The organism is Amycolatopsis sp. NPDC021455 (assembly GCF_040640995.1).
Lineage (GTDB): Bacteria > Actinomycetota > Actinomycetes > Mycobacteriales > Pseudonocardiaceae > Amycolatopsis.
In genome coordinates this window covers 114,968-140,641 of sequence record NZ_JBFACT010000017.1, presented here as the reverse complement: position 1 = coordinate 140,641, position 25,674 = coordinate 114,968, and the positions used below count along the sequence as shown (strand labels likewise).

Here is a 25,674-nt window from a genome sequence, read left to right as displayed (position 1 = left end):
GCCGCACGACGGCCTAACCCCGCCCCACCGATGCGCCCCAATGTGGCGTTGGTTGCGTCCAACGCACCGAACGCCACATTGGGTGCGTTGGACGCACCGAACGCCACATTGGGGCGTTTGTCGACCGGCCGCCGGCGAGCCGGTCTCGCCCGCAACAGGTGACCCGGCCGGGCCGGATGCCGAACACGATGAGGCACCCCGTCGAGGCGAACCCCGGGAGGCCGACCGTCATGACCACGACCAACCGACCACGCCGGTCCCCGGAAGAGGCGGGAGCGGCCCCGCCGCCCGCCGGGGGAACGGGACGGGCGAGACCGCCGGCCGCGGCGTGGATCTCCTGGATCGCGCTCGCGCTCATGACGACCGGTTCCGTCGCGAGCCTGCGCCCGTCGCCGACGATGGCCGTGTACGGCCTCGCGGCCGTCTTCCTCTACGTCGTCCCCGCGATCGTGTTCCTGCTGCCGACGTCGCTGGTCTCGGCCGAACTGGCCTCGGGCTGGCCGGGCGGAGTCTACAACTGGGTGGCGCTGGGCATCTCCAAGCCGATGGGCTTCCTGGCGGTCTGGTGCCAGTTCGCGATGACGATCTTCTACTACCCGAGCCTGCTCGGGTACGTCGCGAGCACGCTGGCGTACGTGTTCGACCCGGACCTGGCGAACAGCGGGTGGTGGACGGCCGCGGTCATCGTCGTGGCCTACTGGGCGGGGGTCTGGATCTCCTCCCGCGGCACCAAGGGCGTGGCCGGGCTCGCCGGCGGCGGGCTCGTCCTCGGGACGCTGCTGCCCGGGGCGCTGCTGGTGGTCCTCGGCATCGTCTTCCTCGGGCAGGGCCACCCGTCCGCGGCGCCGATGTCGGTGGGCCACCTGCTGCCCGCGTGGGCCGGGCTGGCCAGCCTCGTGCTGATCGTGAACAACTTCCTGTCCTACTCGGGCATGGAGATGAACGCGGTGCACGTGTCTTCGCTGCGCGAACCGGGCCGGGAGTTCCCGCGCGCGATGTTCCTGGCGATGGGGCTCGTGCTGCTCATCTTCATCCTGCCCGCGCTGGCGATCAGCTGGGTCGTCCCGGCCGACCAGCTGTCCCTCACCGCCGGGGTGATGCAGGCCTTCGACGCCGTCTTCGCCGGCTTCGGCATCCAGTGGCTGACCCCGCTGATCGGCGTCCTGCTCGTCCTGGCCTCGCTGGGCGGAATGCTGACCTGGCTGGCCGGCCCGTCGAAGGGCCTGCTGCTGATCGCCCGGGAAGAGGGCTACCTGCCCCCGTTCCTGCAGCGGCTCAACGCCCGCGGCGTGCAGCAGAACATCCTCGTCACCCAGGGCGCGCTGACCACGCTCATCGCCCTGCTCTACGCGTTCATCCCGGACGTGTCGAGCGCGTACTGGATCTTCTCGGTGATCACCACCCAGGTGTACCTGATCATGTACCTGCTGATGTTCGTCGCGGCGGTGCGGCTGCGGCGCAAGCTGCCCGAGCACCCCCGCGGCTTCCGCGCACCGATGCTGCTCGGCCTGTGCGGTGTCGGGTTCTGCGCGTCGCTGGCCGCGTTGCTCGTGGGGTTCGTCCCGCCGTCGCAGTTCGGCTCGGGCAGCCCGTGGGTGTACCTCGGGATCGTCGCGGGTGGCGCGCTGGGCCTCGGGCTGCTGGTGCCGTTCCTGTTCTACCGCCTGCGGAAACCGTCGTGGCGGCAGCCGGAGGTGAGCGCGTCGTGAGCACCGTGGACGAACGCTCGACCGGCACCCAGCGGATGCTCGTCTACCTCGTCGTGGGCGTCATGCTGGGCGGGCTGCTCGTGGCCGGGTACCTGCTTTTCCGCGCCGCGCGGGCGAACGCCGAAGCCGAGGCGAAAGCCGACCGCCTCATCGTGAAGCTGACCCAGGAGGGCGCGCGGGCTCCGTCGCGGAACCAGCTCGTCCGGCTGCTCGGCACGACCGGTGGTCCGGTCTGCGCCGACCCGGCGGCCGCCCTCGCCCGCGCGACGAGCGAGAGCGTGAGCGGGGCCGGGACGCGCCCGCTGCTGCCGCCCGAAACCGTGGCGCGCGTGCAGCGGATGGTCATCGAGGTCTATTGCCCCGAGAAGCTCGAGACGGGCGGGTGAGGGCGGTGGACCTCCGCAGCCGCGTCGCCGAGCTGATGCCGCGGGCCCGCGACGACCTCGCCGCCCTCGTCGCGATGCGCTCGGTCGCCGACCCGCGGCAGTTCCCGGCCGCGGAATGCCGGCGTGCCGCGAACTGGGTGGCCGGCGCGTTCGCCGCGACCGGGTTCGAGACCCACCTCGCCGACACCCCGGACGGCAGCCAGGCCGTGATCGGCTTCCGGCCGTGCGGGCGGAAGGGCGCGCCGACCGTGCTGCTGTACGCGCACTACGACGTCCAGCCGCCCCTGGCGGAGCAGCAGTGGCGGACACCGCCGTTCCGGCTGACCGAAGTGGACGGACGCTGGTACGGGCGCGGCGCGGCCGACTGCAAGGGCAACATCGTCATGCACCTCACGGCGCTGCGGGCGCTCGGCGACGACCTGCCGGTCGACCTCAAGCTGGTCGTCGAAGGCTCCGAAGAACAGGGCACCGGCGGGCTCGAGGCGTTCGTCCCGAAGCACGCCGACCTGCTGCGGTCCGACGCGATCCTGGTGGCCGACACCGGGAACGCCGCGGTCGGCCAGCCCGCCGTCACCGTCAGCCTGCGCGGGCTGGTCGACCTCGTCGTCTCCGTCGCGGCGCTGCCGTCCGAGCTGCACTCGGGCATGTTCGGCGGCCCCGCCCCGGACGCGCTGGCCGCGCTGGTGAGGATGCTCGCCACCCTCCGCGACCGCGAAGGCAACACCACCGTCCGCGGCCTGCCCGGCGACGGGCACTGGTCCGGAGCCCCCTACCCGGCCGAGCGGTTCCGGGCGGACATCGGCCTGTCACCCGGCGCCACCCTGCTGGGCGGCGAAGTCGCGGACACGCTGTGGGCCCGCCCGGCGCTGACGGTGCTCGGCATCGACTGCCCGCCGGTGATCGGGTCCGCCGCGGCCATCACCCCGCGCGCCCGGGCCCGGCTGAACCTGCGGATCCCGCCCGGCGTCGAACCGCGTGACGCCGCGGCCGCGCTGACCCGGCACCTGATCGCGGCGACACCGTGGGGTGTCCATGCGTCGGTGCAGATCGAGGCGACCGGCGACCCGTTCCGCGCGGCCACCGGCGGGCCCGCCCACCGGGCGATGGCCGAGGCCATGCGGACCGCGTACGGCCGGCCGATGAGCCTGCTCGGCCAAGGCGGTTCGATTCCGCTGTGCACGGTCCTGGCCGAGACGTACCCGGCCGCCGAAATCCTGCTGATCGGCGTCGAGGAACCACAGTCGCTCATCCACGCACCCAACGAAAGCGTGGCACCACAGGAGATCGAGGCCATGGCGCTGACCGAAGCGCTGTTCCTGCGGGACTACGGCGCTCAGCCCCGCTGACGTTCCTCCTCGACGCCGAGCGACTGCGTCCCGATGACTCCCAGGAGCGCGAGGCGGTCGGCGTCTTCGGTGCCCGGTTCGGCGGTGTAGACCATGATGCGCAGGTCGCTGCCGGCGACGCTGAGCACGTCGCAGTCCAGGGTCAGCGGGCCGGCCTGGGGGTGGTCGATCGTCTTGCGGCCGGCTTCGTGCCGTCCGACGCCGCCGGACTCCCACAGGGCCGCGAAGTCGCTGCTGTGCCGGCGAAGGTCGGCGATGAGCGACCGCAGGTCCCGGTCGCCGGGGTAGTGACCCGCGGTCCGGCGCAGGTCGGCGACCAGTGCCGTCCGCAGTGCCTTGCGCGAATCGGGGGTGTCGCGCACCCGGTTGTTCGGGTTGAGGAAGGTGCGCCAGACCCCGTTGAGGTCGTTGCCGCGCCATTCGCCCATGAGGGCCGTGTAGAGCGGGTTGACGAGCAGCTGGTTCCAGGCCGCGTCGAAGACGGCGACGGGCGTGCCGGTCAGCCGGTCCAGCATGCGGTGGACGCCGGGCGTGATGTGCCGCGGGACCGTGCCGGGGCCCGGCGGGGCGAGGCCGGCCAGGCGGAAGAGGTGCGTCCGTTCGTCCTGGGTGAGCCGCAGGGCCCGGGCCAGTGCTTCGACGACCTGGGCCGACGGGGTCGTGGCGCGGCCCTGTTCGAGCCGGATGACGTAGTCGGCGGAGATGCCCGCGAGCTGGGCCAGCTCCTCCCGGCGCAGCCCGGTGGCGCGCCGGCGTCCGCCCGCGGGCAGGCCGACGGCCTGGGGCGGCACCCGGTCGCGCCAGTGGCGCAGGGCCGTGCCGAGTCCGGTGTTCGCCATGCCGTCGATTGTGCAAGCTCCGGCGGCCGGTTGTCCTGGTACTGCCGTTCCCAGGAAAACCGGTCCGCTTCCTGACCGAGCGGTTCGCGCCGACTCTGGAAGCAGACCCGAAAGGAACGCAACCCATGAACCAGCTCGCCCTCGTCACCGGCGCGACCTCCGGCATCGGCCGGGCCTTCGCCGGACGCCTCGCCGCCGACGGCTACGACCTGATCCTCACCGGCCGCCGCGAAGACCGCCTGAAGGAGTTCGCCGACGCCCACCCGGACGTCGAGGTCCGCACCGTCGTCGCCGACCTGTCCACCGACGACGGCGTCGACACGGTAGCCGCGATCTGTGCCACCGAGCCCCTGACCATGCTCGTCAACAACGCCGGTGTCGCCCACTACGTGCCGCTGGCCGACCTGCCCGCAGCGAAGGCCCGCGAACTCGTCCACGTCAAGGTCGCCGCGCCCACCATGCTGACCCGTGCCGCGGTCACCGGCATGCGGGAACGCGGCGAGGGAACGATCGTCAACGTCGCCGGGATGATCGCCTTCAGCGGCCCCGCCGACTCTTCCGTCATGCCCCGCCGCGCCGTCTACGCGGGCTCCCTCGCCTTCCTTGTCGCGCTGTCGCAGACCCTCAGCGCCGAGCTGGCGGGCACCGGCGTCCGGGTCCAGGTCCTGTGTCCCGGCGTCGTCGCCACCGAGTTCCACGAGCGCCAGGGCCTCGACCTGAGCGCGGTGCCCCGGATGACCGCCGACGACGTCGTCACCGCCGGCCTGCGGGGCCTCGAGCTCGGCGAAGTCGTCACGGCCCCGGGGGTCGAGGACACCGGCTTGCTCGACGCCGTGTTCCGGGCCGACCTCGCCGCCTTCGGCGGGCAGAGTCCGGAACTGGCCTCGCGCTACCGCTGAATTCCGCCGAAGAATTCGCTCAGCGCCGCGGCCAGGTCCTCCGGGTTCTCTTCGGCCACGTGGTGCCCGGACTTGACGGCGTGCCCGCGCAGGTCGGTCGTCCACGGCCGCCAGACGTCCAGGACGTCGCCGTAGAGGTCCTCCATGTCGTCGTCGCTGGACCAGAGCACCATCGTGGGGCAGGTGATCCGCCGCCCGGCGGCCCGGTCCGCCTCGTCGTGGGCGCGGTCGACACCCAGGCCCGCGCGGTAGTCCTCCAGCATCGCGGCGACCGTGGCCGGGTCGTGGATCGCGCGGTGGAAGTCGGCGAAGTTCTCTTCGCCGAGCCGCTCGGGGGTGTTCTTCGTGCCGACGTTGTACCAGGCGTCGGGGTCGGCGGTGATCGCCCGTTCGGGCTTGCCCGGCTGGGCGAAGAAGAACCAGTGGAACCACTCCTGCGCGAACCGCGCGTCGCAGCGGTCGAGGGCCTCGGCGATCGGGACGGCGTCGAGGATCGCCGCGCCGCGGACCACCGAAGGGTGATCCAGGGCCAGCCGCGTCGCCACATAGGCGCCGCGATCGTGGCCGGCCACGAAGAACCGGTCGTGCCCGAGCCGGCGCATCAGCGCGACGCAGTCGGCCGCCATCACGCGTTTGCTGTAGGGCGTGTGGTCTTCGTCGGTGGGCGGCTTGCTCGACTCGCCGTAGCCGCGGGTGTCCGCGCACACGACCGTGAAGCGCTCCGCGAGCAGCGGGGCGACGCGGTACCACGTCGTGTGGGTGCGCGGATGCCCGTGCACCAGCAGGACCGGCGGTCCCGAACCGCCGTGGCGCACCCGCAGGGTCACCTCGCCGACGTCGACGCGGTCCAGCGTGAAGCCTTCGAACACCGTGCCACCCCCAGACAAGAGACCGCTGCCGCACCCCGGGGTGCGGCAGCGGAGAACGGGTCAGTTCTTGTCCGTGACGCCCTTCACGGCGTCCTTGATCTTCTCGCCGGCCTGCTTGAGCGAGCCCTTGGCCTGCTCGGACTTGCCCTCGGCCTGCCACTGCTCGTTGTCGGTGGCGTCGCCGACGGCTTCCTTGGCCCGGCCCTTGAGCTCTTCGCCCTTGTTCTCGAGTTTGTCGTTCATCGAGTGCACCTTCCGTCGCGGCGACATTTCCGGATCGGCCAGTCGCCAAAAGGGCCTTGACGCTGTGATACCCACTCGCCGCGCGGCTACACATCGGCCGGCAGATGCCCGCCCGTCCGCTCGATCCGCTGGATCGCCGGCTCCGCGAGAACACCGTGCACGATCACCGACACGGCGACGGCGAGCGCGCCGACCCGCCACAACACGTCCTGCTGGGGAACCGGAAGCCGGTTGAGCGCGTAGGCCAGGTAGTAGAGCGTGCCGATGCCGCGGACGCCGAAGAACGCGATCGCGGCCGTCGCGGGCCGCCCCGGCGACGACGCGCCGAGCAGCGACAGCCAGCCCACCACCGGCCGCACCACCAGCACGGCGATGACGGCGATCACCACTTCGAGGGGACGCAGGCCGCGCAGCAGGCCGTCGCCGATGGCCAGCCCCAGCCCGAGCAGGGCGAGCGGGACGAACAGCCGTTCCAGCTGGTGGCCGAACGCGTGCAGGACGCCGTGGTACTCGTGCTCGCGCTCCTGCGTGCGGACCGCGACCGCCGCGACGAACACGGCGACGAACCCGTTGCCGTGACACACTTCCGAGACCGCGTAGGGAACGAACGCGAGGGCGAGCAGGACCAGCCCGTCGGCGTACTCGGCCAGCCGCAGCCGCTGCGACGGCGTCCGGAAGATCGCCCAGCCGAGCACCCGCCCGGTGCCGAGGCCGACCACCACGCCGATCACCAGCGGCAGCAGCAGGTCCAGCAGCACCCAGGACAGGTCCAGCTCGGGCTCGCTGCCCGCCAGCGCCAGGCCGAGCAGCACGAACGGCATGGTGAGGCCGTCGTTGAGCCCGGCCTCCGTGGTCAGCGTGAAGCGGATCTCGTTGTCCCTGGCCAGTTCCGGCTCGACGTCGGGGTGCGGCACGCCGATGTCGCCCGCCAGCACCGGGTCGGTCGGGGCCAGCGCCGCGGCCAGCAGCAGCGCCACACCGGGCGCGAGCGCCAGCCACCAGTACCCGAGCAGGGCGATCGCCAGGATCGACAGCGGCATGGTCAGGGCCAGCAGCCGCCACGTCGAGCCCCAGCGTTTCAGGCCGAAGGGCCGGTCGACCGACAGGCCCGCCCCGGCGAGCGCGACCAGGATGCCCAGCTGGGCGAAGGATTCCACGCCGTGCAGGTGGGCGGCCGGGTCGCTCCAGCCGCCGCCGTAGGGGGCCGGCAGCGGCAGCAGCCCGAGTCCGATCCCGGCGACGAGCATCACCAGCGGCACCGAGAACGGCCGGTCGGCGGCCAGCTTCGGCACGATCCCCGCGGCGAGCGCGAGCAGGCCGGCCACTCCGAACAACACCGTCAACGACGACAAGGGTCCTCCTGCCCGCTCGTACCGGATACCGCGGCCAGGAGACCCGGTCGAGCGCGCCTCCGGGTTCCACCGGGCGCGCCGCCGGTTCCCCGGAGCCGGAGTAGCGTGGCCGGGAGAGGCGCGCCGTGACCCGGATTCCCGGCGCGCGAGCGGCGAAACCGTGAGGAGGCCGCGGTGACGGCGACGAACGGGGCCGGCGCGCCGTGCCGGTTCTGCGGCAGGCGGCGCGATCCCCGGGTGCCCGGCCGGAACGGGCCGATCTGCCTGGACTGCGTCCGCGCCGGCCTGCGCGTGGTGCGGGACGGCGCCGACCGGGAAAGCGGCGCCGGCGACGTGCTGGCGGCGGTGACGTCGCCACTCGCCGCGGTCTGCGACTTCTGCGGCCGCCGCGAGCGCCGGACGTTCCTCGGCCTGCGGCGCCCGCTGCTGCGCGTGGACTGCGCCGCGCGGGACGCGGTGATCTGCGTGGACTGCCTGGACCACGCCGGGGACGTGCTGAACGTCGCACTGCGCCGCTGACGGCGTTTCCCGCCCGGCCGGCGCGGGTAGCCGCGCGGTATGACGTCCACTCACGTGACCCGACCGCGGACCGCCTCGGTCGCCGAGACCCTGCGGGTGGCCCTCGAAGTGGCGCTCCCCACGCTGGCCGGCGGGGTGATCAAGCGGCGTCCGGCGGCGCTGGCGCTGGCCGGGAAGGTGCAGGCCGACCGCCCGGCCGTCCGGCTGCTGCGCCGGCTGCGCGACCGCCACGGCGGGCAGCCGCTGAAGCTGCGGGTGCCGGGCCGGTCGGTGGAGCTGGTCCTGTCCGGCGAGGACGCCGCGGCGGTGCTGGCCGGCGCACCGACGCCGTTCAGTCCGTCCACAGTGGAGAAACGGGCGGCACTGGCGCACTTCCAGCCGCACGGCGTGCTGATCTCGGCCCCGGCCGACCGGCCGGCCCGCCGCCGGTTCACCGAGGCCGTGCTCGAACCCGGCCGCCCGCTGCACGAGCTGGCGGCACCCTTCGCGCGGGCGACCGCCGAGGAAGCCGCCGTCCTGCTCAGCGAAGCCACGCACGACGGCGAACTGACCTGGGACGCCTTCAACGTCGCCTGGTGGCGGCTGGTCCGGCGCGTCGTGCTGGGCTCGGGCGCCCGCGACGACGCGACGCTCACCGACCTGCTCGAGCGCCTGCGGCTCGACGCGAACTGGGCCTACCTGCACCCGCGGCGCAAGCGGCTGCACGAGCAGTTCCGGCAGCGGCTCACCACGCACCTCGGCCGCGCCGAGCCCGGCAGCCTCGCCGCCGTGATCGCCGAGTTCGGTGCGGACACGGCACCCGACCAGGTGGCGCACTGGCTGTTCGCGTTCGACGCGGCGGGCATGGTGACCTACCGGACGCTGGCCCTCCTGGCGGCCCACCCGGCGGCACTGGAACGCGCCCGCGCCGAGCTCGCCGGCTTCGACCCGGCGTCCCCGGACCGGCTGAGCTACCTGCGCGCCTGCGTGCTGGAGGCGGTGCGGCTGTGGCCGACCACGCCGATGATCCTGCGGGAGACCACCGAGCAGACGTCCTGGGGCCCGGCGGGCACGACGGTGCTGATCTTCGCGCCGTTCTTCCACCGCGACCCGGACCTGCCCTACGCCGACCGCTTCGAGCCGGACATCTGGCTCGACGGCCGGGCGGAGCGGAACCCGGCGCTGGTCCCGTTCAGCGCGGGCCCGGCCGTCTGCCCGGGACGCGACCTCGTCCAGTTCTGCGCGAGCACGATGCTGGCGAACCTGCTGCGCGGCCACCGTTACGAGCAGGCGTCGGGACCGGTGCTGTCGCCGGACCGCCCGCTGCCCGCCACGCTCGACAACTTCCACCTGAAGCTCACTCTGCTGCCGGGCTAAAGCGCCCCAATGTGGCATTGGGTGCGTTGGACGCACCGAACGCCACATTGGGTGCGTTGGACGCAACCAACGCCACATTGGGGCGCTTGTCAGCCGGTCAGGCCGGAGCCGTGAAGACGTACGAACCCGCGGGCAGGAAGTACGTCCCCGGGGTGGACGGCACCGCTTCGGGCGGCGCGGTGACCGCCGCCGGCCGGGACGTGGGCACCACGACCGTCGCCGACGTGCCCACCGGGACCGTCACCCTCAGCGTCAGCCGCCCGTTCGCGATCGACCAGTCGCTGACCGCGCCGCCGTACGGTGTTTCCTGTGCCGACTTCGCGGAAGTCAGGCCGCCGCCCGGCACGGGCGCGATCCGCAGCGACGCGTAGCCCGGGGACGCCGGTGCCAGCCCGCCGACCGACCGGTACAGGAAGTCGCCCACCGAGCCGAGGCCGTAGTGGTTGAACGAGTTCATCGCGGGATCGTTGAACGAGCCGTCCGGCTTGATGCCGTCCCAGCGCTCCCAGACCGTCGTCGCGCCGTGGCCGATCATGTAGCCCCAGCCGGGGAAGTCCGGCTGCAGCAGCACCTGGTAGGCGACGTCGGCGTGGCCGTGCGCGGCCAGCACCGGCAGCAGGTTCTCCACGCCGAGGAAGCCGACGCTCAGGTGCCCGCCGGCGGCGGCCACGCGGGCGGCGAGCTTGTCGGCCGCCGGCTGGACCAGGGAAGCCGGCAGCAGCCCGAACGCCAGCGCCAGGACGTACCCGGTCTGCGAACCCGACCCGATCGTGCCGCCGGCCGCCACGAACCGCCCGGTGAACGCCGCCGCGACCTGGTCGGCGAGCGTCCCGTACTTCGCCGCTTCGGCACCGTGGCCGGTGGCCGCCGCCATCCGGGACACCAGCCGTGCCGACCAGGCGAAGAACGCCGTGGAGATCAGGTCCTGTGCCGTGTTGTCGTTGACGTTGAGCCAGTCCCCGTACGTCTGGTGGTCGCGGATCAGGTCCGCGCCCGACGTCGAGCGCAGGTACTCGACCCACCGGACCATCGCGGCGAAGTGCTCTTGGATGACGCCCGTGTCGCCGTAGCGCTGCCACAGCGTGTAAGGCACGATGACGCCCGCGTCGCCCCAGCCCGCCGTGCCCGAGCCGCCCAGCACGCCCGGCGCGACGTCGGTGAACGACCCGTCGTCGTGCTGCGCGTCGGCCAGGTCGTCGCTGAACTTGCCGAGGAAGTTCGCGACATCCAGGTTGAACGTCGACGTCCCGGCGAAGATGGCGATGTCGCCGGTCCAGCCCAGCCGCTCGTCGCGCTGCGGGCAGTCGCTCGGCACCGACAGCATGTTCGAGCGCTCACCCCAGAGGATGTTGTGCTGCAGCTGGTTCACCAGCGCGTTCGACGTCGTGAACGTCCCGGGCTGGGCCCCCGACGTCCACATCGCCCGCCCGGTGAGGGTGGCCGCGCTCGGCGCCGACGGCAGGCCGGTCAGCTCGACGTACCGGTAGCCGTGCACGGTGAACCGCGGTTCGTACGTCTCGGCGCGGCCGGTGCCTGCCAGGGTGAACCGGTCGGTGGCCTGGGCCGCGCGGAGGTTCGTGGTGTAGATCGTGCCGTCCGGGTTGAGCACTTCGGCGTGTCGCATGGTCACGGTGGTGCCGGCCGGCCCGGTCACCGAAAGCCGGTTCCGGCCGGTGAAGTTCTGGCCGAGGTCGGCCACCCAGACACCGGGTTTCGGCTGCGTCCACGAGACCGGGTGGAACTCCTGCTGGACCGTGACACCGTTGTCCACTTGGGACACCAAGTTCGGCCGGTCGCCGGTGCGCACGCGCGCGGCCGCCCAGCCGCGGTCGTCGAACCCGGGGCGGTCCCAGCCCGCCGCCAGCCGCGCGTCGTAGGTTTCGCCCTGGTAGAGGTCGTCGGCGCGGATCGGGCCGTCACCGGCCTTCCAGGTGCCGTCGGTCGCGATCGTGGAACTCGTGCCGTCGGTGAACGTCAGCCGCAGCTGCGCGGAGTACCACGGTTCGGTGCCGTACTTCTGGCTGCCGGAAATGCCGATGCTCCCGGAGTACCAGCCGTTGCCGAGCATCGCGCCGAGCACGTTCTCCCCGGGGCGGATCTGCCCGGTGACGTCGGAAACGCGGTACTGCAGGCGTTTCGTGTAGTCGGTCCACCCGGGAGCGAGGACTTCCGAGCCCACCTTGGCGCCGTTGAGGTGGGTTTCCTGCAGCCCGAGCGCGGTGGTCAGCAGCCGCGCGCTCGCCACCGGCTTCGCGACGGTGAAGCTCTTGCGCAGCAGGGGAGCGGGCGCGCTGACGGAGACGTTCGCGCCCCACGGCCCGGTGCCGTACGTGGTCAGGGCGCGTGCCGCGGGCCAGGCGCTGTCGTCGAAGCCGCGTTGCTGCCAGCCGTCCGGACCGCTCTGGCTCGCCTTCCAGCTCCCGTCGGTGACCAGGGCCGGTCCCCCTTGGACGGTCAGCTTCGCGATCGTCCCGGCCGGGCTCTGCGAGGTGTTCTCCGTGGTGACCGCGATGGTGTTCGTCCCGGCGGTCAGGAGCCCGCCGACCTCGGCGACGGCGGCGGTCTTCCACGAGTCGGCGACCCGCGGCGAGTCGCTGACGCGGGTGCCGTTGACCCACACCGTGGCCGTGTCGTCGCCGGTGACGACCAGGGTGGCCTTAGCGGGAGCCGCGGCCAGGTCCAGGCTCTTGCGGAAGAAGCGGGTCGACGGCGGCACGCCCGCGACGGGATCGCCCTCCGGGTACCAGATCCAGCTCGCCCCGGCGAGGTCCGGGCCCGCCGTGGCGCGCCCGACGAAGGCGCCCGTCCACTCGGTCGCCGGCGTGCGCAATGCGGTTTCGAAGCGTTGGACCGGGCTCCAGCCGCTCGTCGCGCCCTGGCCGTCCCACACCCGGACGCGCCAGGTGTAGGCGGTCAGCGAGGCGAGCGCGGGACCGCCGTAGGCGACGTCGGCCTGCTGGGCGGAGGCGACCCGGCCGCTGTCCCAGACGGTGCTCCCGCCGGCGGACACCACGATCTGGTACGCCGACTGGCGTTGACCGGCGGCCGCGGACGCGAGTTTCCAGCCGAAGCGCGGCTGCGCGGGGTCGACGCCGAGCGGGTTCGCCCGGTTCCCGACGGTGGCGCTCACGACCGAAAGGGGAGACGGCGCGGCGGCGTTCGGCGTGGTGACGCCGGCGCCCCAGGGTGCGGTGCCGTAGCCGCCGAGGTCCGTGGCCGCGGCCCACGTCCCGTCGGCGAAGCCCGGCTGCTCCCAGCCCTCGGGCGCGGTCGCCGAGGCCTTCCAGGCGGTTCCGGTGGTCAGGTCGGTGGTGCCCGCCGCGGTGGTGACCCGCAGGCGGCCGAGCAGGCCGGCCGGGCCGCCGGCGTTGCGCGCGGCGACGGCGAGGGTATTGACGCCGGCGGTGAGCGTGGGCCGCAGGTCCACCGGCAGCGCCGTCCGCCACGCCTGCGCGGTGCGGGCGGAGGAGGCGAGCGGCGTGCCGTTGAGCCAGACGTCGGCGGTGTCGTCGCCGGTCACGACGAACCGGGCGTCGGAGACGGCGCCGGCGGGGACGGTGAACGTCGTGCGGAAGTACCGGGTCCCGGCCGGCGCGGCGACGCGGGGGTTGCCCTCCGGGAACCAGATCCAGTGCGCGCCGGCGAGGCTCATCGGGGGAGCGGCACCGGCCGGGGGGGACGGCGCCGGCGGACAGGACGAGCGTCGCGGCGAGCGTGGTGGTGATCGCGCGCCAGAGCTTCGACGGGGGCATGCGGGCTCCCTAACGGCGGTGTGGGGGAGACGGGGATTTAAACGTTTCAACCAACCTGCCGAGTGACTGTAGTCACGAATTCCGCGGTTAGCAATACTCCACCAGGACGCATGGCGGGGTGGGTCGCGCTGACGGAGCCCGACGGCCATGAATCGTTTTAGGGGCACCGGAACGACAGCGCGGTGATCTCGCCCGGCTCCGCCGGAAGCTCCACTTTGGACAAGAACGACGACACCGGCCGGGGTCGCCGGTCAGCCCTGGGCGCCGTGCCGCTTCCTGATCCGGATGCCCACGGCGACCGCCGCCGCCCCGAGCAGCACCAGGGCGACCGGCAGCGCCGTGGGCAGCCACGGCCAGGCCGGGCCTTCGAACGCGATGCCGTCGTCGGGCAGTTCCAGCACCTTCGCCGTCCACCGGGCGGTGGCGACGTCGGTGCTGCGCGCGAGCCCGCTCACCGCGACGTCGTAGGCGAAGCCCGGCCGGTCGTGGACGTACTCCGGGACGGGGCTGCCGGGCTGCGGCGCGACTCCGCGCGTCGCGCCGGGCACGAGCAGCCGGTCGAGGCCCGGTGCGGCGGCCAGGCTCGCGCGGGGCAGGAAGGTCAGCCCGTGCCGGGACACTACCGGGCCGCCGTCGGCGCTCACGGCGAGCGTGCGCGAGGACAGAGACTGCCCCTGGGTGTCGAAGACCGACCCGAGCTCGATCTCGCCGACGCCGTTCGTGAGCAGCACGCCGATCTCGTCCGGGTTCCAGCGGAAGCCGGCGTTGACGATCGCGGCCGCGTCCGGCAGGGAGGCGGGCGGGTGCACCGGCACCGCGGTGCCGTAACGCCGCCAGCCGATCGCCTGCGCGACGCCGGTCGCCACGCCCCGGCCGGCCAGCCGCTCGACCCAGTGCAATGTGCCGTCGATGCTGGAGAGGATCCCGCCGGTGGTGACGACGTCGCCGTCGTCGACGAACCGCTGCCCCCGCACCCAGTGCACGGCCGGGTAGTCGCCGGCGAACGCCTCCAGCTTGAGCCAGTGCGCCGTGGCGGGGCGTCCGTCGAGCAGGCCGGCGGAGGCGAGCACACCGCCGCCGTTGCAGACGCCCAGCAGCTTCGCGCCGCGGGCGGCCTGCGTGCGCAACCACGCCTTGACCGGCTCGGTGCTCGGCTCGCCCACGTCCGGGAGTGCCGGGACGACGACGAGGTCCGGCGGTTCCGCGCCGAGGCGGGCGGCGAGATCGTCGAAGCTGAAGTCCGGCACCAGGTCGAGGCCGCCGGTCAACGGCTTGGGCTCGCGACGGGGTGCGGCCGTGTAGACGTTGAACCGGCCACTCGCGGCGAGGACCTCGTACGGCGCGAGGACGTCCGAGACGACGGCACCCCGGTCGCCCACGACGACCACCGCGGTCGGCTTGGCCGGGTCGTGGGGAGCCTTCGCGGCCGCGGGGACCGGCCGCTGCGGGCCGGGGGAGTTGAGGGCGCCGATCGTCGCGAACGCGGAGATGGTGGCGCCCACGGCGGGAACCGCGAGCACGGCGAGGACCAGCGCGAACCACTTCAGGACGGTCCGCATGATCAGTGCCAGTACTCGGCGCGGCGCCACACCATGGCGGCGAGCATGAGCGGGAACATGATCACGTGCCCGGCGACCATCAGGGCGGTGCCGGTCAGCGCGCCGAGCCAGTACGGCACGAGCAGCGCCACGAACGGCAGGTACATCACCGCGGCCATCTCGGCGATCCGCGCCCACGCGTGGCGGCGGACCACCATGGCGAGCACCATCGCGACGGTCATGTCGGTGGCCATCACGAGCGCGCCGATGTCGGCTCGTTCCAGCCACGCGGACGGCCACAGCGGGCCGAGCGCCACCATGCCGATGATCATGGCGGCGACCATCTCGGCGTAGTGGCCGGTGAACCGGGCGAGCTTGCGGGCGGTGGTCCGGGTGGTTGCGGTGGTGGTCATGGCTTCCCTCCAGGAGCTGTCCTGGACGAGAATCACCGTTTCGGGCCGTGCTGCCAGGTGCCGGAAGTCACGACCGGGGTCATGGCCGGAGCAGGCCGAGATCCCGGGCCCGCAGGGCGGCCTGGGTGCGGTCGCGGGCGCCGAGCTTGCCCAGCACGTTCGTCACGTGGTTCTTGACCGTGCCCTCGGCGAGGAACAGCGCCGCGGCGATTTCGCGGTTGCTGCGCCCGCCGGCGAGCAGGCGCAGAACCTCCAGTTCGCGCTCGGACAACGGCACCACCAGCGGCTGCGGCCGGGGCGCCGGCGTGTCGGGCAGCTGGGCGAACCGCGCGACGACCTTCGCGGCGACCGACGGCTGCAGCACGGACTCCCCGCGCGCGGCGGCCAGCACCGCCTCGACCAGTCGTGCGGACGAGACGTCCTTGAGCAGGTACCCGACCGCGCCCGCGCGCAGGGCGGAGAAGACGTCCTCGTCGTCGTCGAAGGTGGTCAGCGCGATCACCCGCGTCTCCGGGTGTTCGGCGCGCAGCCGCCGCGTCGCGGCGACGCCGTCGAGGACGGGCATGCGCAGGTCCATCAGGACGACGTCGGGGGCCAGCTCACCCGTCCGGCTGAGGGCTTCGTCGCCGTTGCCCGCTTCGCCGACGACGTCGATGTCGTCGTGGGTGGCGAGCAGCGTGGCCAGGGCTTCGCGGAAGAGGGCCTGGTCGTCGACCAGCAGGACGCGGACCGCGGTCATCCGGGGATCTCCATGCTCAGGGCGCTGCCGTGGCCGGGGGTGGAGGTGAAGGCGACTTCGCCGCCGAGGTGCTCGGCGCGTTCGCGCAGTCCGACCAGGCCGTAGCCGGTGGCGGTGCCGTCGGCGCCCACGCCGTCGTCGCGGACCGAGACCCGGACGCTCGACTCGGCGTACTCCAGTTCGACGTCCGCGCGCCCGGCGGCGGCGTGCTTGCGGACGTTCGTCAGGCCTTCCTGTGCCGCCCGGTAGAGCGCCTCGCGCTGTTCGTCGGCGAGGGGGCGTTCGGTGCCGGACACCGTGAGCCGGGCCGGGATCCCGGCCTCCGAGGCCAGCGTCCGCAGCGCGTCGGGCAACGGCGCCGGCCGCGGTTCGCGCAGCGCCCGCACCGAGCGGCGGACCTCGGCCAGCGCGTTCTCGGCCTGGTCTTGCGCCTTGGCCAGGACTTCGTCGGCCTTGGCGGGATCGGTCGGCAGGACCGCCCGCGCGGCTTTCACCTGCATCTGGACGACGGTGAGCGAATGCCCGAGCCCGTCGTGGATGTCCCGGGCGACGCGGTTGCGTTCCTGCGCCGTCGCCAGGCGTTCCGCCTGCGCCGCGTAGTCCCGCAGCTTCTCGTGCGCTTCGGCGAGTTCGCGGCGCGAGCGTTGTTCCCGCAGCAGCAGCTCGGTGATGATGGCCGCGAACAGCACCGACATGAGCGTGCCGATGCCTTCCCGCAGCCCGTCGCCGAGCGACATCCCGAGGTGCACCAGCGGCAGGATCGCGATGACCAGCGCGATCACCGGCCGGGGCAGCCGCAGCAGCACGCATTGACTGACCAGGACGACGAAGAACAGCGTCGGCCCGACACCGGCGTCGAGCGTGAAGATCACGAACGCCAGCGGCAGCTGGACCACGGCGTAGCCGGCGGCCCACCACGGACCGCGGCGGCCGCGCACCCAGCCGAAGCCGAGGGTGCCGAGCGCGGTGAACACCGCGCCGAGCACGAGGCCGGGCACGGGTTTCCCGGAGCCGAGGACCCCGAAGACGATCGACAGGAAGGCGCCGCAGGTCAGCACCCCGAGCGCCCGGTTCATGCGGCCACTGTGGGGTGTCCGGCCGTCCGCGGTCAACCACGAAAGCGTTCACACGGCCGTTCGACGCTCCCGCGCTTACATTGGAAAGGACGGCGAAGCCGATACGGGGGTTTGACATCGATGTCAGTGCTCTGGGGCGTGTCCTTCGACGCCACCCCGCTGTCCGGGGTCGTGGTGGAGTTCCTCAAGACGGCGCGGCGCTTCGCCGCTCGCGGGCACCGCGTCCACCTCGATCTCGGCTACGACATCAAGGCCGACAAGGGCGCCTTCTTCCGGCCCTACCGCGACGAGGCGCAGTTGCTGCCGGGGTGGGTCACCCTCGACCGCGTCGAGGGCGTCGAGGAGATCCGGGGTTACGACCGCGAGTTCGTCGACCGGGTGCTCACCCGGGTGGTCCAGGCCGGGGACGGCACCCTGCGCCCGGAGATCGACCGCGTCGCCGGTGAGCTGGCGACGCGGATCGTGGCCACCTGGGAACGCCTCGGCGTGACCATGGTGATGGTGGAAAACGGGACCCTGCCGGAAAACGTGGCCTACACCGAGGCGCTGTACCGGGCGATCGATCGCTACGGCACCCGGCACCGGCTGGGCCGGTTCGTGTTCTGGCGCGACCACGACCTCATGTGGCAGAGCGAACCCGGGATCGCCAAGTACGGCCGGTTCCCGTACGCGGGCGTCCCGGCGCCGCGGAACTCCCCGCACATCCACTACTTCGCGCTGCACGAACAGGCGCTGGCACGCACGCTGGAATGGGTGCCGGGCCTGGCCAACATCGACGTCCTGCCCAACAGCTTCGCCATCGCCCCGGCGCGGATCGACGAGCGGAACGCGGGTTTCCGGCGTGACCACGGCATTCCCGGGGACGTCCCGCTGCTGGCCCGGATCACGCGGATCATCCCGCAGAAGCGGCTCGACCGGGACCTCCACCTCCTGGCCCTCCTGCCGGACGCGTGGCTGTTCGTCGCCGGCGACGTCGGCGAAGCGCCCGCCGAGCACGCCCGGCTCGTCGACCTGGCGACGCGGCTGGGCGTGGACGACCGGGTCGTGTTCGGCGGCTGGCTGACGCCGTACGACACCGCTGTGCCCGGCCGGTATTCCGTGCGCGACCTCCTGGCGCACGCCGATGTCGTGTCGTTCCTGACTTCCTACGACTACGAGAGCTACGGCAACCCGGTCAGCGAGGCCATCGCGTCCGGGACGCCGTACATCACCAGCGGGTACGAGCTGTACGACGTCGTCTACGGCAGCTTCCGGGCTCCGGTGCTGGACATCCGGACCCGCGACCTGCCGGACGCGGCGTTCGCCCGCGAAGTCGCCGAGCTGATCACCGACGAAGGGAAACGGGCCGAAGTGGTGCGGGCGAACTCGGAACTCGGGCAGGCGCGGTTCGGCACCCGGGTCGTCGATGACCTGGTCGACCGGCTGTACCCGCCGCCGATGGGGGCGGGCACCCGGCTGAGCGTCGTGCTGCCGGTGTACAACGAGGCCGCGAACCTCCCGGAGGTCCTGCGGACCCTGCACGACCAGCGCGGGTTGGCCAAGAACCGGTACGAGGTCGTGCTCGTCGACAACAACTCGACCGACGACACCGTGGCCATCGCGCACGCCTTCGCGGCCGCGCACCCGGACTTGGCCCTGCACGTCATCCACGAGCCGGAACAGGGCGTTTCGTGCGCCCGGCGGGCCGGGATGGACTTCGCCGCGGCGCGCAGCCGGAACCGGCCCGACAGCGACCCGGGCGAGCGGTTCTACCTCGTGTCGGCCGACGCGGACTGCCGCGTCGACCCGCACTGGCTGAGCGAGCTCCTCGACGCGATGGAGACGTCCAAGGCCGCCATCGGCGTCTGCGACTACTACTACAACGCCGAGCACTTCACCGGGCGGCCGCGCCTGTGGGGCGCGATCCAGCGGACGCTGCGCTGCCGCGCTGTCACCTTCGCGCTCTTCGGCGGCTTCCCGGACGGCAAGGGCTTCGCCGTCGAGCGGGACGCCTACGAGCGCGCCGGCGGCATCGAGATCTTCTACCAGCTGCAGGACGGCAAGTTCGTCAACCACCTCTCCGACGACTGGGACTTCGGGATCAAGGTCGCCAGTGGCGGGGACGCGATCACGTACGCGCCGCGCTCGCGCGTCGAGATCAACCCGCGTCGGGTCGACCACGCCATCGACGAGGTCATCGCCGGCCGGGCCTACGGCTCGGACGGCATCATCGTCATGCGCGACATCCGGCCGTCGGCGCCTTCCGCGCCCACCGACCTCTCCGAAGCCGAGGCCCGGCAGGCGTGGGAGTTCTCGATCAAGGACTTCACGCCGAAGAACACCATCCTGCCGGTGCTGCTGACCCCGGCGCTGCTGGAGGACGACGCCGTCATCGCGTTCTTCGGCGCGGATCTCGCCGCACGGCTCGCCCGGCGGATCGCCGAGATCCGGCACGAGATGCGCGTCGCCGACTTCACGCCGATCCACAGTTACAAGACACCGTCGTACCGGCTGTACTTCGAGTTCGCCGACGAGCTGTTCGCCTGCCTGCGGCGGCACGTCGGCGAGGACATCGGCCACCCGCCGCCGCTGCCGCCGTGCCTGGCGGAGGTCCCGGCCGAGCGGTTCGCGGAGTTCGTCCGCTACTACTGCGAGGACCGCGAGTCGGGGGAGGCCCACAACTACTTCGGCAACGGAGGGGTGTTCTGATGACCCTGGGCTATGAAGAGGCGGTCGGCTCGCTGCACGCGATCGACCCCGCGTGGCCGCGGCCCGCGGTGCTCGACGTCCTCGAGGCACCCGAGAACCGGCACCTCCTCGACTTCGTGCAGGAGGATCCGTTCGGGGCGCACGTGTTCCCGGGCAACGTCCCCGGCTCGCCGTCGGAGTTCCTGCGCGACCTGGACGCGCAGCTCGCTTCGTGCGGGCCGATCCACCTGTGGTCCTACATCCCCACGTGCGCCTACCGCTGCCGGTTCTGCCAGTACCCGGTGGTGCTGGTCAAGGGGAAGATCGAGAAGGCGGCGGACTGGGTCGACCTCAACATCGCCGAGGCGCGGCTGTGGCTCGAGGCCGTGCCCCACCTGCGTGGCGCCGAGGTGGGGGAGTTCAACGTCTTCGGCGGCACGCCGTCGCTGCTGCCGGAGCCCGAGATCCGCCGCCTGCTGGAGTTCTACCGGTCCCACTTCGGGTTCACCGCGGACACCACGATCCGCTTCGAGGGCGACCCGAGCACGTTCACGCCGGCGAAGCTCGAGCTGCTGCGGGAACTGGGCTGCACCAAGCTGTCCAGCGGCGTCCAGTCGTTCGACGACCACGTGCTCCAGCTGTGCGGCCGCGAGCACACGGCGGCGATGTGCGTCGACTTCGTCCGCAACGCGCGGCGTGCCGGGTTCGAGTGGGTCAGCATCGACCTGATGTACGGCCTGCTCGACCAGACCCTCGACAGCGTCCGGCGCGACCTCGACGTCGTGCTGGAAAACGAGGTGACCGCGGTGGTGTGCACGAAGCTGCACCTGGCCTCCTACAGCGATACGCGCACCGGCGTGACCGGCGAGAAGCCCGCGGCGTGGCAGCTGCCCGCGTACCGGGACAAGCTGGTGCGCGACGGCCACCGCTGGCCCACCCTCGGCGAGCAGTACCAGATGCGGGAGCTGCTCACCGAAGGCCTGCGCGCGGCGGGCTACACCGAGCACCCGACGATGTACTTCGCGCGCGACGGCCTCGGGCCCGAGAAGTGGAAGTCCATCATGGTCGACCAGGACAAGCAGGAACCCGAGGTGGCGATCGGGCTGGGCGGCAGCTCGAGCTGCCGCGCGTCCGAGGCGATCACCGACGTGAACTCCCGCCGCTACACCGAAACCGTGACCTCCGGCCGGATCCCGCTGGGCTCGGCGACGCGGTTCACGCCCGAGGCGCAGGAGGCCCGGGCCGTCAAGATGGCGCTGACCACGTTGCGGCCGTTGCGGGATTCCCTGCACGCCGCCCGGTTCCCCGGGCGTTCGCTCTTCGCGGAACCGTGGCTCGGCAAGTTCCGCTCGCTGGCTTCGCGTGGCCTCGTCCGGCTGCGGCCGGACGACGGCGTGATCGAGCTGACGCCGCCGGGGGAGACGCTGGTGGAGGCGATCATCACCACGGAGCTCTGAAGATCACCACATCGGGTGACAGATGTCTCGCGGGGAGCGACCGGGGCGGGCAGCATGGGCCCGGACGTGCCCGTACCGAGATCGGAGCCCGGATGAGCCGAACCGTCGCCGTGCTGCTCGCGGGTGCGGTGGCCGCGGTCGTCGTCGCCACCCCGGCCGAAGCGGCGCCCGCCGACTACTCGCTGGCGGCCGCGACCTACGCGGGCACGCAGATCGCGGCGCACGAAGGCGTGCAGGGAAGTGTCCGTGCCGACCCGGCGGGGCAGACGCTCGGGCACGACGTCAGCGGCCACCAGGGCGTCGTCGACTGGCCCGCCGCGGCCGGCGCCGGCGCGAAGTTCACCTACGTCAAGGCGACCGAAGGCACCGGGTTCGTCAACCCGCGGTTCGGTGCGCAGTACGACGGTGCGCACGCGGCGGGCATCATCCGCGGCGCCTACCACTTCGCCCGCCCCGACGTCTCGGGCGGCGCGCAGCAGGCGGAGTACTTCATCGCCCACGGCGGTGGCTGGCGCCCGGACGGGTCGACGCTCCCGGGCGCGCTGGACATCGAGTACAACCCGTACGGCGACGTCTGTTACGGCAAGAGCCCGGCCGACCTGACCGCCTGGATCACCGATTTCACGCGCACGTACCTGGCGAAGGTCAAGCGCAGCGCGCTGATCTACACGAGCACGGCGTGGTGGAAGCGCTGCACGGGCAACACCGGCCGGTTCGGGACCACGAACCCGCTGTGGCTGGCGCGGTACGCCCCGGCGGTCGGCGAGCTGCCGGCGGGCTGGGCCAAGCAGGCGATCTGGCAGTTCGCCCGCGGCGGCGGGCTGCCGGGGGACCAGAACTACTACAACGGCCCGCTCACCCGCGTCCAGGCCCTGGCGAAGGGGCCGAGCTAGTACCGCAGCCGCACGTCGGGCCACGGCGGGCGGTGCACCATGGCGAGGCCGGTCAGCACCGCGGCGGCCAGCCCGATGCCCAGCCCCAGCAGGGCGACGCGGGTCGCGTCCACCGCGGGTTCCCACTTGACCTGGCCTTCGCGGACCGCGAACACCCCGACCGGCCGGTGCACTGGGATCACCGTCGTCCCGTCCGGGGTCTCGTAGGGATCGCCGAAGATACGGGGTTGGGTCATACCGCCATCGAACCGAAAACCGCCACCGCTGACAAGAACGGACAGAACCCTGTCGCTTCCGTGACGGCCTGCTTACGATCGGCTGGCAGCTCCCGGCTCGTTCGTCCTTTGTGGACATAGGAGGCGCCGTGCGCAGGATCGCCGTTCTCGCCGTGGTTTCCGTGGCCGCGGCCGCCGTCGTCTCCGCTCCGGGGGCCGCCGGAGCCGGGCGAGCGTGGTTCACCTCCTGGGCGCAGTCGCAGGACGGCCGTGCCGACGCCGTGGTCACCGGTCGGTCGCTGCGGATGATCACCCACCTCAGCCAGGGCGGCGACGCCGTGCGCGTCCGGTTCCAGAACACCTTCGGCACCGGGCCGCTGACCATCGGGCACGCGACCGCCGGGCCGAGCGCGGGCGGCGCCGATGCCGCCGGCTTGCGCGACCTGACCTTCTTCGGCCGGCCCGCCGTCACGATCCCCGCCGGCGGCGAGATCTGGAGCGACGAGACGCGGCTCGTGACACGCCCGGATTCCGACCTCGCGGTGAGCATGTCGGTCGAGGGCACCGCCGTGCCCGGTCGTCACGGCGCGGCGCTGCGCGACAATTACCTCACCCCGCCGGGTTCGGGCGACCACGCCGGCGACGCCTCGGGTGACGCTTTCACGGCCACAGTGGGCTCCACGTACGTCGTCAGCGCTGTCGACGTGCACAACGCGGCCTTGAAGGGCGTCGTCGTCCCGTTCGGCAGCTCGGTCGTCGACGGCATCGGCAGCACCAACTGCGGCCCGGGCTGCACCGGGCTCGGGACGAACCGGCGGTGGACCGACGACCTGGCGCGGCGGCTCGTCGCCTCGTCCGCACGGCTCGCCGTCGCCAACGCCGGCGTCTCGGGCACGACGAGCGCCCGGTCGTGTCCGGGGATGCCGCCGTCGGTCGCGGGCCTGGACGCTTCGAGCCGGCTGGACCGGGACGTCCTGGCGCTGCACGGCGTCACGGCCGTCATCTACTACTACGGAACGAACGACCTGGCGTACGGCTGCGACGCGGCGACGATCCTCGACAGCTACCGTTCGGTGTTCGCGCGGCTGCGGGCGGCCGGGATCCCGGTGTACGTCACGCCGAGCACGCCGCGGCCGGGGTACGGCGACCAGGCCAACCTGGCCCGGCACGAGATCGCGCTGTTCGTCGAGCGCTGGAACACCTGCGGCGGCACGTGTTCGGGTGTGGTCGATTTCGACACGGTGCTGGCGGATCCGCTGAGGCCGAACAGCATCCTGCCGGCGTACGACAACGGCGACGGCATCCACGCGAACGCCGCGGGCCAGCAGGCCCTCGCGGACTTCGTTTCGCTGCCGATGCTCACCCGTCCCGGGCCGGTTCTCCACACGATGGGGTGACCGGGCGAGTCGGAGCGGCGGGGCTGTGCGTGCCGGTCAGCAGAGTACGTCCGGTGATGAACGAGTCGATGGACGACGCCGGGTGCTGCCTGCTGTCGGTGGCCTGGAACGTCGCCCCGCTGGCGGAAGGAAACCCCGGCTCCCGCCGCGGCGACCTGCGGCGCACGGTCGTGGCGGTGTGCCGGACGGCGGGCCACGGCGCCCGCGACTGGGCCGCGCGGCACGGGGCGGGTTCGGCGGCGGAGTACCGGCCGTTCCTGCAGCTCGCCGACGTCGCCTACGAGATCGCGACGCTCTTGTTGCTGGTGGAGGACTTCCTGGTGCCGGACCTGGAGCGCGAGCACCGCCGCTGGGCGGAGATCGAGGAGCTGACGACCCGGCTGACCGAGCTCGCCGAGTGGACGTCGGCGTTCCTCTTGTCAGGAGCACCCTTACGTCTGTAAGGTCGCCCCTGACAAAGGAGGTCGGCCATGAGTACCGCGGTGATCGCCCGTTGTTCGTTCTGCGCGAAGCCGAACACGGAAGTGGAGACCCTGATCGGCGGCCCGGGGGTCTTCATCTGCGACGGCTGCGTACAGCTGTGCGTGACGGCGATCGAGGGAAAACCCGCCGACGCACCCCTGATCGCGCCGTGGGAACACGACCTGCCGCTCGAGCAGGTGCTGCGGAACCTGGGGCCGGTGTCGGCGGCGAGCGCCCAGGTCCAGCAGAACCTGGCGGCCTGGGTGGCCAAAGCCCGCGCGCTGGGCGGAACGTGGTCCCAGATCGGGGAAGCCCTGGGAATGACACGCCAGTCCGCTTGGGAGCGCTTCGCCTAGCTCGGCCCGCTTTCGGCGGGCCGAGCCAGGCGTCGGGTCACCACCAGCCGTTGCAGTGCCCGCTCAGGCTGTCGCAGAGGCGGAAGGCGATCTTCTTGACATCGTGGTAGCTGCCGGAGAAGGCGGAGTTGGTGACGTGCCCGTCTTCGGACCGCTGCAGGTAGGTGTAGGACGGCAGCGACGAGGGGCCGCTGGTCCACCACTTGCCGTCGTAGTCGTTGCCGTCCCAGGTCCAGGACTTGCAGAAGGTGATTTCGCCCCCGGACCCGAGATCCCCGCACTGCTGAGCGGCGGAAGCGGGAGAGGCGGCGACGATCCCGGCCCCCGCCACGGCGAGGGTGATGATGCCGGCTTTCTTGAGCATGGACGTGAACATGGTGACCCCCAAGGGAATTCGGTCTGCGGGACATCGGACGTCCCGTGGCCGATCTTGGTGGAGATCCCGCGACGGCGTCAATCAGAAGATCATCGGCAAGGTTCTCGATCGCCGTTGTTCGCCGCGTGTTCACCTGCCGGCTACCGGCGGCCCGGGCCTTGCCGAACCGGCTATAGATCGCTGTTGGTGCTCCTGACCCGGTCTGGGTTCGTCAGCTGCGGCCGGGCAGAGTGGCCGGCTCCTCTCCGGACCGCACCGTTCACTTCCTGGTTCGGTGACGCGGGCGGCACCTCGTCCGAACAGGACAGGGTCTCCAAGTGGGCAAGCAGCTCGACGGGCGACTTAAGCAGATGCTGGTTGCTCTCCAGGGCGCGGACCTGCGCGACCGAGAGCGTCTGCGCATAAGCGTTGACCCGGCCCGCTTCGTCCGTGTGCTTCACCAGCAACATGGATCCGACGAGTGCCACGAAGCTGTCGACCTTGTCCGCCGAAGACAGCAGCTTGTTCACCGCTTCGGCGTGCTGTGCGTTCACTTCGCTCATCGGCTTCTGGAGGGCGACGACTTCCAGGGCGTGCTCGACCTTCTGCAAGCGTTGCTTGACTTCGGAGCGGCTCGTCGTCCGCTTCACCCGCAGCTTGAACCGTTGAGCCCAGGACGTGATCACCGGAGGCCCTTCCGGGACGGCCTCGATTTCGTGCTGAGCGAGCACCTCCGTGATGGCCTCGGCCAGTTTCTGCGCGGCCGGTAGATCGTCGCCGGCGACATAGACGAATACGGTTTGATCCAGCGTCACCGAGGCGCGCCGCTCGGGAGC

The 25,674-nt window shown here is 72.2% G+C and carries 23 protein-coding genes; 12 read left to right on the top strand and 11 right to left on the bottom strand.

Features of this window, described 5'->3' with window-relative positions:
- Positions 1-230 precede the first annotated feature (230 nt).
- Genes AB0G28_RS21670 through AB0G28_RS21660 form a run of 3 tightly spaced genes read left to right on the top strand, consistent with a single transcriptional unit; the run spans position 231 to position 3,441 of the window.
- Positions 231-1,709, top strand: coding sequence for an APC family permease (locus AB0G28_RS21670; protein ID WP_361091495.1), 1,479 nt, complete (start codon positions 231-233; stop codon positions 1,707-1,709).
- The gene (locus AB0G28_RS21665) at positions 1,706-2,095 is read left to right on the top strand and encodes a hypothetical protein (RefSeq protein WP_361091492.1); all 390 of its coding nucleotides are present in this window, start codon (positions 1,706-1,708) and stop codon (positions 2,093-2,095) included. The genes AB0G28_RS21670 and AB0G28_RS21665 overlap by 4 nt, the downstream gene beginning before the upstream one ends.
- On the top strand, positions 2,092-3,441 hold the full coding sequence (locus AB0G28_RS21660) for a dipeptidase (protein WP_361091489.1): 1,350 nt from the start codon (positions 2,092-2,094) through the stop codon (positions 3,439-3,441). Before AB0G28_RS21665 ends, AB0G28_RS21660 begins: the two co-directional genes overlap by 4 nt.
- Here the strand turns inward: AB0G28_RS21660 and AB0G28_RS21655 are convergent.
- A complete protein-coding gene (locus AB0G28_RS21655) occupies positions 3,429-4,280 on the bottom strand; it encodes a helix-turn-helix transcriptional regulator (protein ID WP_361091487.1) in 852 nt (283 codons plus the stop codon). The two genes, AB0G28_RS21660 and AB0G28_RS21655, sit on opposite strands and share 13 nt — an antisense overlap.
- A 125-nt stretch (positions 4,281-4,405) precedes the next feature.
- Between AB0G28_RS21655 and AB0G28_RS21650 the strand changes: the two genes are divergently transcribed.
- Entirely contained in the window at positions 4,406-5,179 is a 774-nt protein-coding gene (locus tag AB0G28_RS21650) for an SDR family NAD(P)-dependent oxidoreductase (protein WP_361091484.1), read from the top strand.
- On the opposite strand, the gene AB0G28_RS21645 is transcribed toward AB0G28_RS21650, so the two are convergent.
- The 3 genes from AB0G28_RS21645 to AB0G28_RS21635 all read right to left on the bottom strand — a co-directional run bounded on the left by AB0G28_RS21645 (position 5,170) and on the right by AB0G28_RS21635 (position 7,643).
- On the bottom strand, positions 5,170-6,048 hold the full coding sequence (locus AB0G28_RS21645) for an alpha/beta hydrolase (RefSeq protein WP_361091481.1): 879 nt from the start codon (positions 6,046-6,048) through the stop codon (positions 5,170-5,172). The two genes, AB0G28_RS21650 and AB0G28_RS21645, sit on opposite strands and share 10 nt — an antisense overlap.
- A 60-nt stretch (positions 6,049-6,108) precedes the next feature.
- On the bottom strand, positions 6,109-6,291 hold the full coding sequence (locus AB0G28_RS21640) for a CsbD family protein (RefSeq protein WP_348955084.1): 183 nt from the start codon (positions 6,289-6,291) through the stop codon (positions 6,109-6,111).
- A gap of 86 nt (positions 6,292-6,377) precedes the next feature.
- The gene (locus tag AB0G28_RS21635) at positions 6,378-7,643 is read right to left on the bottom strand and encodes a cation:proton antiporter (protein ID WP_361091477.1); all 1,266 of its coding nucleotides are present in this window, start codon (positions 7,641-7,643) and stop codon (positions 6,378-6,380) included.
- A gap of 174 nt (positions 7,644-7,817) precedes the next feature.
- Between AB0G28_RS21635 and AB0G28_RS21630 the strand changes: the two genes are divergently transcribed.
- Complete coding sequence (locus tag AB0G28_RS21630; protein ID WP_093946619.1) at positions 7,818-8,162, top strand: hypothetical protein; 345 nt, start codon at positions 7,818-7,820, stop codon at positions 8,160-8,162.
- A 39-nt stretch (positions 8,163-8,201) separates the two neighbouring features.
- Positions 8,202-9,518 (top strand): cytochrome P450, encoded by a 1,317-nt coding sequence (locus AB0G28_RS21625; protein WP_361091473.1) that lies wholly within the window; start codon positions 8,202-8,204, stop codon positions 9,516-9,518.
- Positions 9,519-9,615: 97 nt separating this feature from the next.
- On the opposite strand, the gene AB0G28_RS21620 is transcribed toward AB0G28_RS21625, so the two are convergent.
- The 5 genes from AB0G28_RS21620 to AB0G28_RS21600 all read right to left on the bottom strand — a co-directional run bounded on the left by AB0G28_RS21620 (position 9,616) and on the right by AB0G28_RS21600 (position 17,036).
- Entirely contained in the window at positions 9,616-13,170 is a 3,555-nt protein-coding gene (locus tag AB0G28_RS21620) for a family 78 glycoside hydrolase catalytic domain (RefSeq protein WP_361091470.1), read from the bottom strand.
- 351 nt (positions 13,171-13,521) lie between these two features.
- Entirely contained in the window at positions 13,522-14,829 is a 1,308-nt protein-coding gene (locus AB0G28_RS21615) for a DJ-1/PfpI family protein (protein ID WP_361091467.1), read from the bottom strand.
- Between the two features lie 2 nt (positions 14,830-14,831).
- The gene (locus AB0G28_RS21610) at positions 14,832-15,221 is read right to left on the bottom strand and encodes a hypothetical protein (RefSeq protein WP_361091464.1); all 390 of its coding nucleotides are present in this window, start codon (positions 15,219-15,221) and stop codon (positions 14,832-14,834) included.
- 79 nt (positions 15,222-15,300) lie between these two features.
- The gene (locus tag AB0G28_RS21605) at positions 15,301-15,960 is read right to left on the bottom strand and encodes a response regulator transcription factor (RefSeq protein WP_361091461.1); all 660 of its coding nucleotides are present in this window, start codon (positions 15,958-15,960) and stop codon (positions 15,301-15,303) included.
- Complete coding sequence (locus AB0G28_RS21600; protein ID WP_361091458.1) at positions 15,957-17,036, bottom strand: sensor histidine kinase; 1,080 nt, start codon at positions 17,034-17,036, stop codon at positions 15,957-15,959. The genes AB0G28_RS21605 and AB0G28_RS21600 overlap by 4 nt, the downstream gene beginning before the upstream one ends.
- Before the next feature lie 120 nt (positions 17,037-17,156).
- Here AB0G28_RS21600 and AB0G28_RS21595 point away from each other — a divergent pair, with 120 nt between their 5' ends.
- The 3 genes from AB0G28_RS21595 to AB0G28_RS21585 all read left to right on the top strand — a co-directional run bounded on the left by AB0G28_RS21595 (position 17,157) and on the right by AB0G28_RS21585 (position 22,053).
- Positions 17,157-19,724 (top strand): glycosyltransferase, encoded by a 2,568-nt coding sequence (locus tag AB0G28_RS21595; protein ID WP_361091456.1) that lies wholly within the window; start codon positions 17,157-17,159, stop codon positions 19,722-19,724.
- A complete protein-coding gene (locus AB0G28_RS21590) occupies positions 19,724-21,160 on the top strand; it encodes a radical SAM protein (RefSeq protein ID WP_361091453.1) in 1,437 nt (478 codons plus the stop codon). The genes AB0G28_RS21595 and AB0G28_RS21590 overlap by 1 nt, the downstream gene beginning before the upstream one ends.
- A gap of 92 nt (positions 21,161-21,252) precedes the next feature.
- Positions 21,253-22,053, top strand: a complete 801-nt coding sequence (locus AB0G28_RS21585) for a GH25 family lysozyme (protein WP_361091450.1) — start codon at positions 21,253-21,255, stop codon at positions 22,051-22,053.
- Here AB0G28_RS21585 and AB0G28_RS21580 read toward each other — a convergent pair.
- On the bottom strand, positions 22,050-22,289 hold the full coding sequence (locus AB0G28_RS21580; RefSeq protein ID WP_361091447.1) for a hypothetical protein: 240 nt from the start codon (positions 22,287-22,289) through the stop codon (positions 22,050-22,052). The two genes, AB0G28_RS21585 and AB0G28_RS21580, sit on opposite strands and share 4 nt — an antisense overlap.
- Positions 22,290-22,417: 128 nt before the next feature.
- Here AB0G28_RS21580 and AB0G28_RS21575 point away from each other — a divergent pair, with 128 nt between their 5' ends.
- Genes AB0G28_RS21575 through AB0G28_RS21565 form a run of 3 tightly spaced genes read left to right on the top strand, consistent with a single transcriptional unit; the run spans position 22,418 to position 24,483 of the window.
- A complete protein-coding gene (locus AB0G28_RS21575; RefSeq protein ID WP_361091444.1) occupies positions 22,418-23,665 on the top strand; it encodes a GDSL-type esterase/lipase family protein in 1,248 nt (415 codons plus the stop codon).
- Between the two features lie 56 nt (positions 23,666-23,721).
- Positions 23,722-24,108, top strand: coding sequence for a hypothetical protein (locus tag AB0G28_RS21570; protein ID WP_361091510.1), 387 nt, complete (start codon positions 23,722-23,724; stop codon positions 24,106-24,108).
- Between the two features lie 27 nt (positions 24,109-24,135).
- Positions 24,136-24,483: a ClpX C4-type zinc finger protein gene (locus AB0G28_RS21565; RefSeq protein ID WP_361091441.1), complete on the top strand. Its 348-nt coding sequence runs from the start codon at positions 24,136-24,138 to the stop codon at positions 24,481-24,483.
- A gap of 37 nt (positions 24,484-24,520) precedes the next feature.
- Here the strand turns inward: AB0G28_RS21565 and AB0G28_RS21560 are convergent, their stop codons facing one another.
- The gene (locus tag AB0G28_RS21560; RefSeq protein ID WP_361091438.1) at positions 24,521-24,847 is read right to left on the bottom strand and encodes a hypothetical protein; all 327 of its coding nucleotides are present in this window, start codon (positions 24,845-24,847) and stop codon (positions 24,521-24,523) included.
- Positions 24,848-25,674: the final 827 nt, after the last annotated feature.